This is a genomic window from Roseibium aestuarii (assembly GCF_008477545.1).
Classification (GTDB): Bacteria; Pseudomonadota; Alphaproteobacteria; order Rhizobiales; family Stappiaceae; genus Roseibium; species Roseibium aestuarii.
Genome location: NZ_VORA01000001.1, coordinates 1,932,698 through 1,946,904, shown reverse-complemented (window position 1 = coordinate 1,946,904; position 14,207 = coordinate 1,932,698). Strand labels below are relative to the sequence as shown.

12 protein-coding genes are annotated in these 14,207 nt (G+C 65.9%); 5 read left to right on the top strand and 7 right to left on the bottom strand.

What is annotated here, in order from left to right; translation table 11 throughout:
• Positions 1–89: 89 nt before the first annotated feature.
• The 5 genes from recJ to FR728_RS08245 all read left to right on the top strand — a co-directional run bounded on the left by recJ (position 90) and on the right by FR728_RS08245 (position 5,536).
• A complete protein-coding gene (recJ, locus tag FR728_RS08265; RefSeq protein ID WP_244304436.1) occupies positions 90–1,910 on the top strand; it encodes a single-stranded-DNA-specific exonuclease RecJ in 1,821 nt (606 codons plus the stop codon).
• A gap of 96 nt (positions 1,911–2,006) precedes the next feature.
• Complete coding sequence (locus FR728_RS08260; protein WP_149892070.1) at positions 2,007–2,216, top strand: hypothetical protein; 210 nt, start codon at positions 2,007–2,009, stop codon at positions 2,214–2,216.
• A gap of 175 nt (positions 2,217–2,391) precedes the next feature.
• A complete protein-coding gene (locus FR728_RS08255) occupies positions 2,392–3,282 on the top strand; it encodes a nitrilase-related carbon-nitrogen hydrolase (RefSeq protein WP_149892069.1) in 891 nt (296 codons plus the stop codon).
• Positions 3,283–3,488: 206 nt separating this feature from the next.
• On the top strand, positions 3,489–3,947 hold the full coding sequence (locus tag FR728_RS08250) for an NUDIX hydrolase (protein ID WP_208998694.1): 459 nt from the start codon (positions 3,489–3,491) through the stop codon (positions 3,945–3,947).
• Positions 3,948–4,042: 95 nt separating this feature from the next.
• Complete coding sequence (locus FR728_RS08245) at positions 4,043–5,536, top strand: inorganic phosphate transporter (protein WP_149892067.1); 1,494 nt, start codon at positions 4,043–4,045, stop codon at positions 5,534–5,536.
• A 103-nt stretch (positions 5,537–5,639) separates the two neighbouring features.
• Here the strand turns inward: FR728_RS08245 and FR728_RS08240 are convergent, their stop codons facing one another.
• The 7 genes from FR728_RS08240 to FR728_RS08210 form a co-directional block, all read right to left on the bottom strand.
• Complete coding sequence (locus tag FR728_RS08240; protein WP_149892066.1) at positions 5,640–6,488, bottom strand: ABC transporter substrate-binding protein; 849 nt, start codon at positions 6,486–6,488, stop codon at positions 5,640–5,642.
• 98 nt (positions 6,489–6,586) lie between these two features.
• Positions 6,587–7,369: an ABC transporter ATP-binding protein gene (locus FR728_RS08235; RefSeq protein ID WP_149892065.1), complete on the bottom strand. Its 783-nt coding sequence runs from the start codon at positions 7,367–7,369 to the stop codon at positions 6,587–6,589.
• Positions 7,353–8,069, bottom strand: coding sequence for an ABC transporter permease (locus FR728_RS08230; protein WP_149892064.1), 717 nt, complete (start codon positions 8,067–8,069; stop codon positions 7,353–7,355). The genes FR728_RS08235 and FR728_RS08230 overlap by 17 nt, the downstream gene beginning before the upstream one ends.
• A gap of 237 nt (positions 8,070–8,306) precedes the next feature.
• On the bottom strand, positions 8,307–9,005 hold the full coding sequence (locus FR728_RS08225; RefSeq protein WP_149892063.1) for an endonuclease/exonuclease/phosphatase family protein: 699 nt from the start codon (positions 9,003–9,005) through the stop codon (positions 8,307–8,309).
• Between the two features lie 177 nt (positions 9,006–9,182).
• Positions 9,183–11,306, bottom strand: a complete 2,124-nt coding sequence (locus FR728_RS08220; protein ID WP_149892062.1) for a putative bifunctional diguanylate cyclase/phosphodiesterase — start codon at positions 11,304–11,306, stop codon at positions 9,183–9,185.
• A gap of 312 nt (positions 11,307–11,618) precedes the next feature.
• A complete protein-coding gene (locus FR728_RS08215) occupies positions 11,619–12,740 on the bottom strand; it encodes a lysophospholipid acyltransferase family protein (RefSeq protein WP_149892061.1) in 1,122 nt (373 codons plus the stop codon).
• On the bottom strand, positions 12,737–14,182 hold the full coding sequence (locus FR728_RS08210; protein ID WP_149892060.1) for a cytochrome P450: 1,446 nt from the start codon (positions 14,180–14,182) through the stop codon (positions 12,737–12,739). Before FR728_RS08210 ends, FR728_RS08215 begins: the two co-directional genes overlap by 4 nt.
• Between the last annotated feature and the right edge of the window lie 25 nt (positions 14,183–14,207).

The window sequence follows — 14,207 nt, the reverse complement described above, 5'->3', positions numbered from 1 at the left end:
GGTCCGAGCGACAGACGGGGCACCGGATCCCGGGACGTGTCCGAGCCGCAGACAGAGCGCATGATCAGCGGGCAGGGAAGGCCGCAGCCATGATGAGTTCCAGCCCAGACGGATCGACGGGACGCCTCGTCCTCGGGGTCGCGCGCTCGGCCAATGACAATGCCTGGCGCGAGCGGCTGAACGATGCCCAGGCCCTGACTGCCGCGACGATTTCCCAGCGCGAGGGCCTGCCGGACGTGCTCGCCCGGGTGATGGCGGCGCGCGGCGTTGCGGCCCCGGCGGCCCAGGATTTCCTCAATCCCTCCCTCAAGACCCTGATGCCCGATCCCTCCACCCTGGTGGGGATGGATGCGGCAGTGGCGCGTGTCGCGGATGCGGTACAGGCGGGCACGCGGATCGCGATCTTCGGCGACTATGACGTGGACGGGGCCACGTCCTCTGCGGTTCTGGCAAGCTATCTGCGCTGGGTCGGGCTCGATCCGGTGATCCACATTCCCGACCGCATCATCGAAGGTTACGGGCCGAACGGTCCCGCCATCGAGGCGCTGCACCAGAGCGGCGCCCGGCTGCTGGTGACTGTGGACTGTGGCAGCACCTCCTTCGAGGCCTTCGAGAGCGCCCGGCGCCTCGGCCTCGACGTGGTGGTGATCGACCATCACCAGGTGGGCGAGGAGCTGCCCTCGGTGGCCGCCCTCGTCAACCCGAACCGGCAGGATGACTTGTCGGGGCAGGGGCATCTGGCGGCGGTCGGCGTCACCTTCCTGTTTCTTGTCGGGCTCAACCGGGAGCTTCGCCGCCGGGGCGCCTTCCCGGGCGGTCGTCAGCCCGATCTCATGCAATTGCTGGATCTCGTGGCGCTCGGCACCGTGTGCGATGTGGTGCCGCTGCAGGGTCTCAACCGGGCCTATGTCATGCGCGGCCTCGACGTGATGGCCCGGCGCGGCAATGCGGGGCTCTCGGCTCTGGCCGATGTGGCGCGCGTCAACGGACCTCCCGCGCCCTATCATCTGGGCTTCCTGCTCGGACCGCGGATCAACGCAGGCGGACGCATCGGCGATGCGGCCCTGGGCGCGCGGCTGCTCACCTGCGGTGCGGCGGACGAAGCCCGCGCCATTGCCGAGCGGCTGAACCAGCTCAATCAGGAACGCCAGGCGATGGAAGCCCTGATGCTGGAACAGGCCGAGGCGCAGGCGGTCGTCGCCCTGGCCAACGAGGATCCGGCGGTGCTGCTGACCGGGTCGGAGGAGTGGCATCCGGGGATCGTCGGCCTGCTGGCCTCGCGGCTGAAGGAGGCGCATCGGCGTCCGTCCTTTGCCATTGCCTTCGACAGCGAGGGCAGGGGCACAGGCTCCGGCCGATCCATCCAGGGGGTGGATCTGGGTCGGGCCGTGCGCAAGGCGGTGGACCTCAAGCTGCTCGTCAAGGGCGGCGGACATGCCATGGCGGCCGGCCTGACGGTGGAGCGCTCCCGGCTCGGCGACCTTGCCGCCTTCTTTGCCGAGATCCTGAGCGCGGAGGTCGAGGCGGCTTCGGCAAAGCGGGAGCTGAAGATCGACGGGGCGCTGACCGCCACGGGGGCGAGTGTCGAGTTCCTGCAGCTTCTTGAGAAGGCCGGGCCCTATGGGGCAGGCCATGCGGAGCCGGTCTTCGTGTTCCCCGCCCACCGGGTGAAATTCGCCGATGTGGTCGGCAATGGTCACGTACGCGTGACCCTGGCCGCCGGGGACGGGGCCAGCCTCAAGGCGATCTGCTTCAAGGCAGAAGACAAGCCCCACGGAAAGATGCTGCTCCACAACCGGGGCGGGGCGCTGCATGTGGCCGGAACCCTGTCCATCGACACCTGGCAGGGTGTCCCTAAGGCACAGTTGCGCATTCTGGACGTGGCGGACCCGCAGAAGGTGCGGGTCTGAGCCGGAGAGGCGCTCTTTAACTTGCATTAACCATATGGAAAGGCTCGCGGCCTAGGGTCTTGTCAGGCGAAGGAATCGCCTGATGGGGGATCTGGCATGGCTGCTCAGAACGAGCTGGAAACATTGTTTGCGGAACTCGACAGACGCACCGATCTGGCACTTGCCGGTCTGCGCCAGGTGCGTGAGACGCCGAAACTCTCCAGCCTCAAGAGCCCCTTCTTCCTGCGTGCGCCGCTGGTTCTCACCGCAGCCCTTGTCTCGCTGCTGATCGTCTGGTTTTCGCGCGGCGCGCCGTCCCAGTTCTGATCGCTGCTGAAGCCATTCACCTGACTTTTTGCGCCTGGCTGTCTCAGGGTCCGACATTTTCGGGCCCGAGGCTTTTTAGTGGCCGCCGAACCGGGCTAGTGTGAGCCATCGTCCGCAGACTCGCGTCTGACGTGACCCCGCCACAACCGATCTTCATGCCCGGGATACCTGCCAGATGACTGATGTGCCGATTGCCCTTTGGGCGATGAACCTGGGGTTCGCGCCCCGGTCCGCCGCCGATTTCGCCGCTCATGTGGAGGCGCGTCTGCGTCAGGTGAAGGAAGAGGGGGCCGAGCTTCTCGTCCTTCCCGAATATGCCATCGAGGCCTGTCTTGCCTTCAAGCCGGAGGGTCTGGCCCCGACCGAGGAGATGACCTTCCTCGCGGCCGTGGGCGAGGATGTGCGGGCGCTGCTGGCTCCTCTTCCGCAAAAGCTCGGGATCTCGCTGCTTCTCGGCTCCATGCCGGTCGCATGCGAGGGCGGCTATACCAACACGGCCGTCTTCTATGCCCATGACGGGCGCGAGATCCGCCACGACAAGCTGAGCCTGACGCCGGGCGAGCAGGATCCGGAAAGCTGGACGCTGGTTCCCGGCGGTGAGGTCGTCATCTTCGACTGGCAGGGCGTGCGAACCGCCATGCTGATCTGTCTGGACGTGGAAATGCCGGCGCTCTCCGTGCTTCTGGCGGAAGAGAAGATCGAGCTGCTTCTGGTCCCCTCCATGACCGAGAAACTGTCGGGCTATCACCGGGTGTTCGACTGTGCCAAGGCGCGGGCGGTGGAACTCATGTGTGCAGTCGCCGTCTGCGGCACCATCGGCCGGTCCGAGGGCACCACCCAGATGGAGACCAATGTTTCGGGCGCCGCGCTCTTCGTGCCCTGCGAGGAGCCGCTCGGCTTCACCGGCGTCGGCGCCAAGACCCAGGTTTTCGACGGGCGCGCCGGCGATGATCCGGTGCTCCATGCCCGGGTTCCGGTCACCGCGATCCGACGGCTGCGGTCGGGGGCCGCAGAGGTCTGGCCAGGGTCCTGGAAGGCCGGTCACGTGCGGGTGCGCGAGGCCTGAGAGGGCAACTTGCGCAGCTGGACGATGTAATGACGCCGTTTTGACCGGCGGCTGACGCAGGGTCTTGCGCCTCTCGTCAGCGCGATGTCGCGCGAATGTCATCCAGCTGTTGCACCCTTTCGCTCTGTCGCGGACTATTTGACGAAGAATCAATAAGCCGGCTCAGGAAGCAGCGCGGCGAGCGAAAGGCTTCAAAGCTGAAACGGGTGTTCAAGAACCTCTTCACCGTGCCGGACCGGCTGCAGATTGCCGCGCTGTGCTATCGGGTGACCAACCGCCGTCTCGAGGTGTTGCTGGTCACCACGCGGGACAGTGGCCGCTGGATCCTGCCCAAGGGGTGGCCCATGATGAAGAAGAAGGGTCACCGCACGGCGGTGATCGAGGCCTTCGAGGAAGCCGGTGTGATCGGCGAGGCTCCGCGCAAGGAGCCATATGCCCAGTTTGCCTCGCACAAGGGGGTTGGCGGCGGGCTGAAGGTGGACACGGATGTGCTCGTCTATCTGGTGGAGGCCAAGGGCCAGGCCGAGACGTTCCCGGAAGCGGGCGAGCGGCAGCTGCGCTGGCTCAGCGTGGACGAGGCCATCGCGCTGACCGACGAAGAGGGCGCGCGGCCCATTCTCCGGCAGTTTCTAGAGGAAATGCGCCAAAAAGGCCGTTGCTCGTAAGTCTCACAATTGAAATTCCGCTCATCTCCTGTCATGCGGGGGCGCAGCATATGACAGTTTCGTGACACCGTCACCCGCGAGCAGAGTGGAATGGCATGAATCAGTACCATAAACCGACCCTCGACAAGGATCTGGACAAGCTCTCCTACATGGGAGAAGCCACGGGCAGTCTGGGCAAGCGTCTGGTCGCGCCGGGCATCGGCCTGCTCTTCGTTCTTGTCTGCGGGCTGGTGGCGACGCTCTTCTTCTTCGACTCTCCCGGCACCTATATTGTCGCCGTCGCGGCGGTGATCGGAGCCTACATGGCGCTGAACATCGGCGCCAATGACGTGGCCAACAACGTCGGGCCCGCCGTGGGCTCGCGCGCCATGAGCATGCTGACGGCCCTGCTGATTGCCGCCGTGGCCGAAAGCGCCGGCGCTCTGCTGGCCGGGGGCGATGTGGTCGGCACGATTTCAAAGGGCATCATCGATCCGGCGGCGGTCGCCAATCCGGCGGTCTTCATGGCTGCCATGATGGCCGCCCTGATTTCCTCCGCGCTCTGGATCAACCTGGCGACCTGGATCGGGGCGCCGGTTTCCACCACCCACGCCATCGTCGGCGGTGTCATGGGGGCCGGGATCGCTGCCGCAGGCTTTGCGGCGGTGAGCTGGGGCACCATGGGGCAGATTGCGGCCAGCTGGGTGATCTCGCCGCTGATGGGCGGGGTGATCGCGGCCTTCTTCCTCTATCTGATCAAGGTTCTGGTGGTCTACCGGGACGACAAGATCGCCGCAGCCCGGCGCTGGGTGCCGGTGTTCATCGCCGTGATGACCGGGGCCTTTGCCACCTATCTGGCGCTGAAGGGCGTGAAGAAGCTCGTCGAGATCGACATGCCGATGGCGCTGCTGATCGGCCTCGGGTCGGCCATCGCCAGCCTGCTGATCACCCGGCCCTATGTGGCGCGCCAGTCGCGCGGTCTGGAAAACAAGAACCAGTCCCTGCGCAAGCTCTTCAAGGTTCCGCTGGTCGTCTCGGCCGCGCTGCTGTCCTTCGCCCATGGCGCCAATGATGTGGCCAACGCGGTGGGGCCGCTGGCGGCCATCGTGCACACGGCCGGGTTCGGCGATGTGGCCAGCAAGGTGGAAATCCCGCTCTGGGTCATGGCGGTCGGAGCCTTCGGCATTTCCTTCGGTCTGCTGCTCTTCGGTCCGAAGCTGATCAACATGGTCGGCCAGCAGATCACCAAGCTGAACCCGATGCGTGCCTTCTGCGTGGCGCTGTCTGCCGCGCTGACCGTGATCGTCGCCTCCGCGCTGGGGCTGCCGGTGTCCTCCACCCACATTGCGGTGGGTGCGGTCTTTGGCGTGGGCTTCTTCCGCGAATGGTACACCGCAAATTCGCTGCGCCGGTTCAATTACGTGATGGCCAAGAATGGCCGGGGTCCCAAGCCGACCCGTCCCCAGCGCAACAGGGAAGAGATGTTCCGCCGCAAGCTGGTGCGCCGCGCCCATTTCTCCACAATCGTGGCGGCCTGGGTGATCACCGTTCCGGCGTCTGCGCTGCTGTCGGCGGGTCTCTACCTGCTGCTCGTGCCGTTGATGGGGTGAAGACCGGTCAGGATCGGACACTAAACTGAAGAAAACAAAAGCGCCGCAGGATCCTGCGGCGCTTTTTTCATTTAGCAAATGAAGTTTATCGGCGTGGCCAAACTCAGTTGGTGGCGGTCGCATTCGGGAAGAACAGCTGTTCGCCGTTGATCTTGTAGGCTGCGATGGCCGACTGGCCTTCGGCGCCGATCAGCCAGTCGATGAAGGCCTGGCCGGCTTCGGCCTTGACGTTCGGGTGCTTGGCCGGATTGACCAGAATGACGCCATACTGGTTGAACAGGATATCGTCGCCCTGGGTGACGATTTCCAGGGACCCACGGTTCTGGAAGGCGAGCCAGGTGGCACGGTCGGTGAGCGTATAGGCGTCCATGCCGGCGGCCACGTTCAGGGTGGCGCCCATGCCGGAGCCGGTCTCGCGGTACCAGTCCTTGGCGGCCTTCACGTCCACGCCGGCCAGCTTCCAGAGTGCCTGTTCCTTCTTGTGGGTGCCGCTGTCGTCGCCGCGCGAAGCGAAGGGGGAACCGGCTTCGGCGATCTTGGCAAGCGCTGCCTTGGCGTCGGTCATGCCCTTGATGCCCGCGGGATCGCTGGCCGGTCCGACGACGACGAAGTCGTTGTACATCACGTCGAAGCGCTTCACGCCTTCACCATCGGCGACGAACTTTTCTTCCGCAGGCTTGGCATGGACGAGGAGCACGTCACCATCGCCATTGGCGGCGTTCTTGATGGCCTGACCGGTGCCCACGGCCACGACGCGCACCTCGATGCCGGACTTCTTGGTGAACTCCGGCAGGATCACGTCGAGAAGGCCGGAGTTCTGGGTGGAGGTGGTGGACTGGACGACGATGAACTGGTCGGCGGCCTGTGCGGATGCGATCGGGGCGACGAGGGTCGCAAGCGCGAGGCCCGCCCCGAGGATCGTGCGGGCGAAGAGACGGTTGAACTGGTGCATCTGGATGTTTCTCCCTCAAATGCGTCTTGTGATGGTCTTCCGGCCCGAAGGGAACCGGCAAGCGGGTGGGACCCAGGCGGCGTCACGCCCGGGGGACCTCAGAGAAGGATGTCTCCCTTCACGTAGGCCTCTGCCTCGGCGCTCGACGGGCGGTCGAAGAAGGCAGCGGCGCTCGTGTGCTCGACAATCCGGCCCTTGTGCAGGAAGACCACGTCGTCGGCGAGACGGCGGGCCTGGGCCATGTCGTGGGTGATCAGCAGCACCTTGGTGCCTGCGGCGCGCGCTGCCCGGATCGCGGTCTCGATCAGCAGGGTCGAGGCCGGGTCCAGATTGGCGGAGGGTTCGTCAAGGAGCAGGACGCGCGGGTCATGCAGCAGGGCGCGCGCGAGCGCGAGGCGCTGCTGTTCGCCCCCGGACAGGGTGCGGGCGTTCTGGCGAGCCAGATGCTCGAGGCGGACCTCGCGAAGCGCCTGCATGAGGTCGTCGGTGGAGGGGCGCGGGCGGCGCAGTCCGGCGACGAATTTCAGATTGGCGAGAACGGAGCGGCGCAGCAGCACCGGCTTTTGCGCCACCAGGGCCTGGGCCTTGCGGATGGCGAGATCCGGCGCGTGGTCGCGGCCTTCGTGATGCCAGAGGATCGTCCCCCGGGTCGGCGTGACCAGACCATGAAGGCAGCGCAGAAGCAGGGACTTGCCCGCGCCATTGGGCCCAAGGATCGCCGTGACCCCGTCATCGGCAAGCGCCAGGTCGATGTCGTTGAGCACCAGCGTGCCCTCCAGCGTGAGGGTAAGCCCCTCCACGCGCAGGGGCATGGGCGAACGACCCGAGCGGCGCAGGCTGCGGGCCGTGACGGAGGCCGGGGTCTCAAGCACGTCGGACATTCCCGCTCATCCTTGCCGGTGCGTTGATCAGGGACGTCAGGGCGTTGACCGCCAGCGCCAGGGTCAGGAGGATCAGCCCGAGTGCCAGCGCGAGGGCGAGATCGCCCCGCGACGTCTCAAGCGCGATGGCCGTGGTCATGACCCGGGTCACGTGGTTGATGTTGCCGCCGACGATCATCACCGCGCCGACCTCGGCGACCGCACGCCCGAACCCGGCGAGCAGCACCGTCACGAGAGAGAAGCGTCCATCCCACAGGAGTGCTGCGATGGCGGTGGGCGCGGGGACCCCCAGAGAGCGAAAGGTCTCCGCATATTCCTGGTCCAGATCGTTGATCACCTGGCGGGTCAGCGCGATCAGGATCGGCGTGATGAGAATGGTCTGGGCGATGACCATGGCCGTCGGGGTGTAGAGCAGGCGCAGTACACCTAGCGGCCCTGCATTGGACAGCATCATGTAGACCAGCAGGCCGACGACGACCGGCGGAAGGCCCATGAGCGCGTTGGTGAGGACGACGAGGGCACGGCGGCCGGGGAAACGGGTGACGGCCAGCAGCGCACCCAGCGGCAGGCCGATCAGGGCGGAGGCGAGCAGCGCGCTCAGGGTGACCTGCAGGGACAGCAGGACGATTTCGACAAGGGCGGGGTCGGCTTCGAGAATGAGCCCGCCCGCCAGCAGGAAGCTTTGTGCAAAATCCTGCATAATTCTGTTTTTCTCCCTGATCTTCTCTTCTTTGCCCGCAGAATATCCGAAATCGCGTAATTTCGATAGGGGCAATTCCCTCACGTCACCCTTGCTCCACCGTTCAAGATCCATCTCGATGGCAGGCGTGGTTGCCTCGTCCGGGATGCCAAGACCGCAGCTTCAGGCGAGGCAAGGGAGGGCAATCCCGGCCGAAGACCGGGTGGCGGCATCCGGTGTCACGCCGAGAGAAAGCGATCAGGCCGGGAGGTCGAGATCCGCCCAGACGGGCAAGTGGTCGGAGGCGATGCGGGCGGTCGCTGAACGGTGGACGCCGGACCGCAGCACCGGCAGATCGGCGCTGGTCATGATGCGGTCGAGGCTGGCGACGGGGAAGGGAGACGGAAAGCTCTTGCCCGGGTTCGTGATCGTGTAGTGGGCGCTGACGGCGCGCAGGGGCCGTCCTTCCTCGCGCCATTCGTTCAGATCGCCGACGAGCACAGTCGGGGGCGATCCCTCGTCCGGATGCAGGATCTGCATCAGCCGTTCGATCTGCCGCTGGCGGAAGTGACCGACAAGGCTCAGGTGGGTGGCGGCGACACGCAGGCGGCGGCCATCAATCTCCAGATCGGCCATGACGGCGCCGCGGGGCTCCAGCTGGGGCAGGTCGATGCAGGAATGGCTGCGCACGCAGATCCCATCGCGCACCAGAATGGCGTTGCCATGCCAGCCCAGACCGCCATCGTGGCGAGCGAGGGGAACCGGGTGAAAGCCGCAGGCCTCGGCGAGGCGTTCTGGCAGCAGGGTGGAGTGACGGGCTCCGAAGCGGCGGTCGGCCTCCTGCAGCGCGATGATGTCGCATCCCAGCTCGCCGAGCACCTTGAGGGTGCGCTCCGGCTGTCGGCGCCCGTCGACCCCGATGGATTTCTGGATGTTGTAGGAGGCAATCCGGATCATGGGGCGTGGTGAGGCTCTGTCTTGGGCATCGGAGCGGCAAGGACCGGGAGTGCTTGCGCTGCGTTCCGGTAGCGGAATGTGTGTGGCAGAACAACGGCTCACCGGCAAGCTGGTTGCATCGCATGGACGCCACCTAGCCGAGACCGGCGGGGACGGTGCGGCAGGAAGAGGACGCCGTCAGGCGCGCAAGGGACGGAATGCCTCCTGCTGCTCGCCGAAGCGGTTGATCAGATCGGCGAAGCACATGGGCGCGCCGAAGAGATAACCCTGAAGGTGGTCGATGTCGGCCATGAAGAGCAGGTTGGCCTGTTCCTCGGTTTCCACCCCTTCGGCCACCACCTTCATGTGCAGGGCACGGGCAATGGCGGTAATGGCGACGATCAGCTGGCGGGCCTCGTCGCTTGTCGTCAGGTCTCGTGTGAAGCTGCGGTCGATCTTCAGGGTGTCGAAGGGCAGGCGGCGGAGATAGCCGATGGAGGAGAAGCCGTCGCCGAAGTCATCGAGGAAGACCTCGAAGCCGGCCGCACGCAGGGCGTTCAGGCGCATGCGGCTGACCTCGGGCTGCGTCACGAGAACCCCTTCGGTCAGCTCGATGGCGATGCGCGAGGGGGCGATGTGATGGTCGCGGCAGGTGCGGATCAGCCGGGCCACATAGCGCGGGTCCGCCAGCTCCTTGGGCGAGGCATTGATGCTGACCTTTAGAGCGGGCCAGATCTGCATGTCCCTGCAGATCTTCTCCAGAATGGACTGGCCGAGGGCAATGATGAGGCCTGCCTGTTCCGCGACAGAGATGAAGACCTCCGGGCTGATGGGGCCTTCTGCCTCCGACGGGGTCCAGCGTGACAGCGCCTCCACCCGGCGCAGGCTGCGGGTGCGAGCGCAGATGATGGGTTGATAGACCACGTTGATCTGCCGGTCGGCGATGGCCTGACGCAGGCGAACCTCCAGATCCCGGTGATTGTTGAGCACGCTGTCGAGATCGGGAGTGTAGCGCAGGGGCACGCCCGAGCGGGTGCGCTTGGCCTCCAGCACCGCCAGATCGCACCGGCGCTTGAGCTCGGCGATCGAGCAGAAGTCGCGCTGGGAACTGGCGTAGCCGACAGAGGCGCGCACCTGGAAATCCTGTCCGCACAGGGTGTAGTCGGTGGCAAAGGCTTCGTAGATCACTTCCGCGCAGGCCCGGATTTCCTCTTCCGGATTGGGCGAGATCAGCAGCACGTCGAATTCGTCACCGCCGGTGCGGGCCAGGAAGGCGGAAGGCGGAAGGGCACGGGTGAGGCGCTCGGCGACCATGCGGATGAGATGGTTGCCGCCGATCTGTCCGACCGCATTGTTGATGTCCCGCAGGCCGGTGATGTCGATCAGCATCATGGCCGCATGTCCGGCGGCGCATTCGGCCAGCACGTTGGGCGAGCCCATCGCCTTGAGCAGGTTCTCGCGGTTGGGGAGCTTGGTCAGGCTGTCGTGATGGGCAAGCCAGGTGGCCCGGCTTTCCTGTTCGCGCAGCCGCACGGCATTGGACCGGGTGAGGCGAAGCGCGACGGCGCACATGCCGATCAGCATGATACAGACGATGGAGGCGGGCAGCAGCGCCTGCCGCAACAGGATTTCTCCGGGATATTGCGGCGTCCAGATCAGGTGCCCGATCAGCATGCCGGAGGCATCGCGAAGGGAGTGGGCATAGCCATCTGTGGTGGCGGCCTCCAGCCCGGGAAAGCTCGGTGGGTGGAGCGTCAGCCCGCTCAGGGTCGTGGTGCTGCCGATCTCGGCCAGGACCTGGGGCGTCAGTTCCCGGCCGAACACGAGCAGCATTGCGGGGCGCTCTTCCTCATCGTTGCTCGCGGTAGGCTGGAACAGGGCGGACGAGAGGAAATAGATGCGACCCTCGAGCTCGATCACGCTGTTGTGGAGCCCTGACATGAGCTGCCGGGTCGGTGGCAGGGTTTTCCTCAGGGTGGCAAAGAGCTCCTTGCCCATCAGGCTTTCGCGGATTGCGCCGGCGGGGTCGACGAGCCAGAGCGTGTCGCCGTGTTCCCCTTCCTCGCCGAGACCTGTCAGGTCGATGAAGTAGCTGGAGGCAAGCTGGCTGGCGAGCTGATCCTGAAGCCAGTCCCGATCATGGTCCTGCAGACGCCGGCCGGTTTCGGGCCAGTAGACGAAGGCGCGTGCCGTCTTCTCTATGCGGGACTGGAGACCGGTAACCGCCTGTTCGATCATCCGGCGCTCGTCCGCGCGCCGGGTCACGTTGAGGGTGTAGGAAGACCAGAGGAGAAGGGCGGTGATCCCTGTCAGGGAGAGCACGACGCAAAGAATGAGAAGGCGGCGGACCTGGCCCGAATGAAGCGGGGCAGCGTTGATGCGGCCTTTGGGTTTTGCAGGGTCTTCGGTTGTCGACGTTGGCGCTCGCAAGGGGCCCCCCTGAATTCCGGGTCTATGTGCTTTTCACGTCAAGTCTGGTCGTCCGGTCCTGATCCGGGCATACGCCATGAGCCTGCCCAAACTATCGTCGGGCAAGAGTTAAGGAATTCATGCTGCGGGAGAAGGGAGTCAGGCTTTTTCAGGAATAACGTAGCTTGTGTTGCTCTGAATCGGCCGAGCATATGTTAGTTTTGACTAGTCAATACTTGCAGTCTGTTTTCGCTCTGGTGCCTCACCCTGTCGAAACTTCGGATATCTCAAGTCAGCGAGCATGTACCACTGGGCCAGATGGCGCAGGATCAGAGGCTCGAAGATCCCGTTCAGGGTGGCGATGGTGGCGGCGGGATCATAGGCGCCGGAGGCAGGTCGGGGCAGGGCCGGGTGGAGGGTGAGCATGAGCCGGGCCCCCTCGCGCCGCAGGCAGTGTACGGGCACGATCAGGGCCTCAGCGGCATTGGCCAGCTTGACCGCCACAAGAGCGTTGCCGCCCGGCGTGGTGGGGCGGCCGAAGGCGGGGAAGTGAACCTGCGCGTCGCGCACCTCATCGATGAAAATGATCAGGTTCGCCGCCCGTCCGGTCAGCAGGCGGTGCAGGCGGAAGGCGGATTTCTGCCCCGGCGGGAAGAGATACTGGCCGCGCGCCTTGCGCAGGCGATAGATCACCCGGTTGGTGAAGCGGTTCGGCTCGGGTTGAAACGGGCCCACCGTGGGGCCGGCCGGCCCCGTGTGGGTGGCGGCAATCACGGCCTCCCAGGTTCCGAGGTGGACCGAGACGAAGACCAGCGGACGGCCTGTCGCCTGGGCCGCCTCCAGATGTTCAGCCCCTGAAACGGTCAGATGCGGCGGCCGCGCCAGCCGGTTGAGAACGCTGAACTCCGCCACGCTGCGGCCCATGTTGCGCCACCAGCGCCGATGGAGACCGTTGTCCGGGTCGAGCAGCGGATCGGGTGCATCTTCTGGCAGCGCCAGGCCGTGCCTCCGCCCATGGGCGGCGAGTGCCTCCAGATTGGAGCGGATCCGTGCGGCAAAGACCCGGTTCCGGTGCCACCGGCGCGAGACGGGCGCAAGGCTTGCCCCGACTGCGGAGACGAAGGTCACGGGCAGGTGGCGCAAGACGGCGTGAAAGGCGAGGTTGAGGCCGCCCTGAACCGGGTGCTTCAGCCAGTGGAGCCGTGCCACATGACGGCGGGCGGGCTCTGCGGCAAAGAGGTCCGCCAGCGGGGGCGCGGCGGGCTCGAACGGCAGGGTTTCCTCGATCGGAATCTGCTCGAAGCCCGGCCTGCGTCCGTCGGCCGGGACGTCTCGGCGGTTAGTCATGAACCGGTCCGCGGGCTCAGCATCATCGGCAGGGTTTCCCCCGGGCGCAGGGTCAGGCGGCAGACCGGCTGAACGTCCGTTCCCGGTTTCAGGGTCAGATCGAAGCGGCTGGCGAGGGTGGCCAGACTGAGGATCGCTTCCACCATGCCGAATTGCAGCCCGGCGCAGATGCGCGGACCGATGGAGAAGGGCACGTAGCCATATTTGTTCGGCCGACCCTCACGGGTCAGGAAGCGGCTCGGGTCGAATTCGTCCGCCCGCTCCCAGAGCTTGGGATTGCGGTGGAGCAGCCAGGGCACGACCATCAGGATCGAGCCCTTGGGCACGTGGCGATGGCCCACCTGCACGTCCTCCATGGCCTGTCGGGCCAGAACGGGCACCGGCGGATAGAGCCGCAGGGTTTCCTCGATCACGGCCCGGGTGAAGGGGAGGTTGGCCACATCCGCAAAGCCGGGCGTGCGCCCTGCCAGCACGGTATCGAGCTCCGCATGGAGCCTGTCGCGGACATGGGGCGCCTGGGACAGCAGGAACCAGGACCAGGCCAGGGTGTTGGCGGTGGTCTCATGACCGGCCATGAAGATGACGGCGGCTTCCGAGCGGATGGCGGCGCGCGACAGCGGCTGGCCGTCCTCGTCCCGGGCTTCCAGCAATCCGCCGATCACGGAGGTCTCGCCGCGCTCCTTTTGCGCCTCGTAGCTGTCGATGATGGTGTCGAGCACGTCGAGGATGCGGGTCTTCGCCGCCCGCACCTTGCCGTTTCGGAACCGGGGCAGCCAGTCGGGAAGACCGAGCATGGCGGGCAGGTCGACCTGATCGATATGGGCCTGATAGGCGGTGAAGCCCTCCACCACCTCGTGGGCATAGGCACTGCCAAGGGTGCGGCCGAAGATTGTGCGGGAGATGATTTCCGCCGTCAGGTGCGCCATTTCGGACAGGGCATCGATTTCCGCGCCGGGGCCGCGGGTCTCCCATTTCTGCGCCATCTCGACGATGGTTTCGATCATGATGGGCGCGAAGCCCGGCACGCGGGAGCCGTGGATGATCGGGGCCACGATCTTGCGGCGGCGGCGCCAGGTTTCCGTGTCGCTGATGAAGAGCCCGTCGCCCAGCAGGGGCTCCAGCGCATGGCGCATCTGGGGGCTCTTGCGCTGCAGCTCCTCGTGGTGGGTCTGGAAGGCGTCCTGCACCACGTCGGGCGCGTTGCAGAGGAAGAGTTCCCGGCGCAGCACCTTCTGGGAGACGAGACGGCGCGAGAAGTCGCTTTCGGTCCAGATGGAGAGGAAGTTCTTGCGGGCCAGACCCAGCAACTGGATGATCGAGGGCTGGGCCGGGTGCCGATAGGGATAGGGCGGCACATAGGCCGGTGTCACCTCGGGGCTTGCCGGCGTCCCGGTGGCGGAGGCCCTTGCGGCCGCGTCGTCTGCCCTGAGGCTGGCGGACATGTCTCCGTCTCCTGGCTCCTTGCCC

Coding starts and splice junctions, on each gene's coding strand:
- recJ (WP_244304436.1), top strand. CDS start 90: ATGATGAGTTCCAGCCCAGACGGATCGACGGGACGCCTCGTCCTCGGG.
- FR728_RS08260 (WP_149892070.1), top strand. CDS start 2,007: ATGGCTGCTCAGAACGAGCTGGAAACATTGTTTGCGGAACTCGACAGA.
- FR728_RS08255 (WP_149892069.1), top strand. CDS start 2,392: ATGACTGATGTGCCGATTGCCCTTTGGGCGATGAACCTGGGGTTCGCG.
- FR728_RS08245 (WP_149892067.1), top strand. CDS start 4,043: ATGAATCAGTACCATAAACCGACCCTCGACAAGGATCTGGACAAGCTC.
- FR728_RS08240 (WP_149892066.1), bottom strand. CDS start 6,488: ATGCACCAGTTCAACCGTCTCTTCGCCCGCACGATCCTCGGGGCGGGC.
- FR728_RS08235 (WP_149892065.1), bottom strand. CDS start 7,369: ATGTCCGACGTGCTTGAGACCCCGGCCTCCGTCACGGCCCGCAGCCTG.
- FR728_RS08230 (WP_149892064.1), bottom strand. CDS start 8,069: ATGCAGGATTTTGCACAAAGCTTCCTGCTGGCGGGCGGGCTCATTCTC.
- FR728_RS08225 (WP_149892063.1), bottom strand. CDS start 9,005: ATGATCCGGATTGCCTCCTACAACATCCAGAAATCCATCGGGGTCGAC.
- FR728_RS08215 (WP_149892061.1), bottom strand. CDS start 12,740: ATGACTAACCGCCGAGACGTCCCGGCCGACGGACGCAGGCCGGGCTTC.
- FR728_RS08210 (WP_149892060.1), bottom strand. CDS start 14,182: ATGTCCGCCAGCCTCAGGGCAGACGACGCGGCCGCAAGGGCCTCCGCC.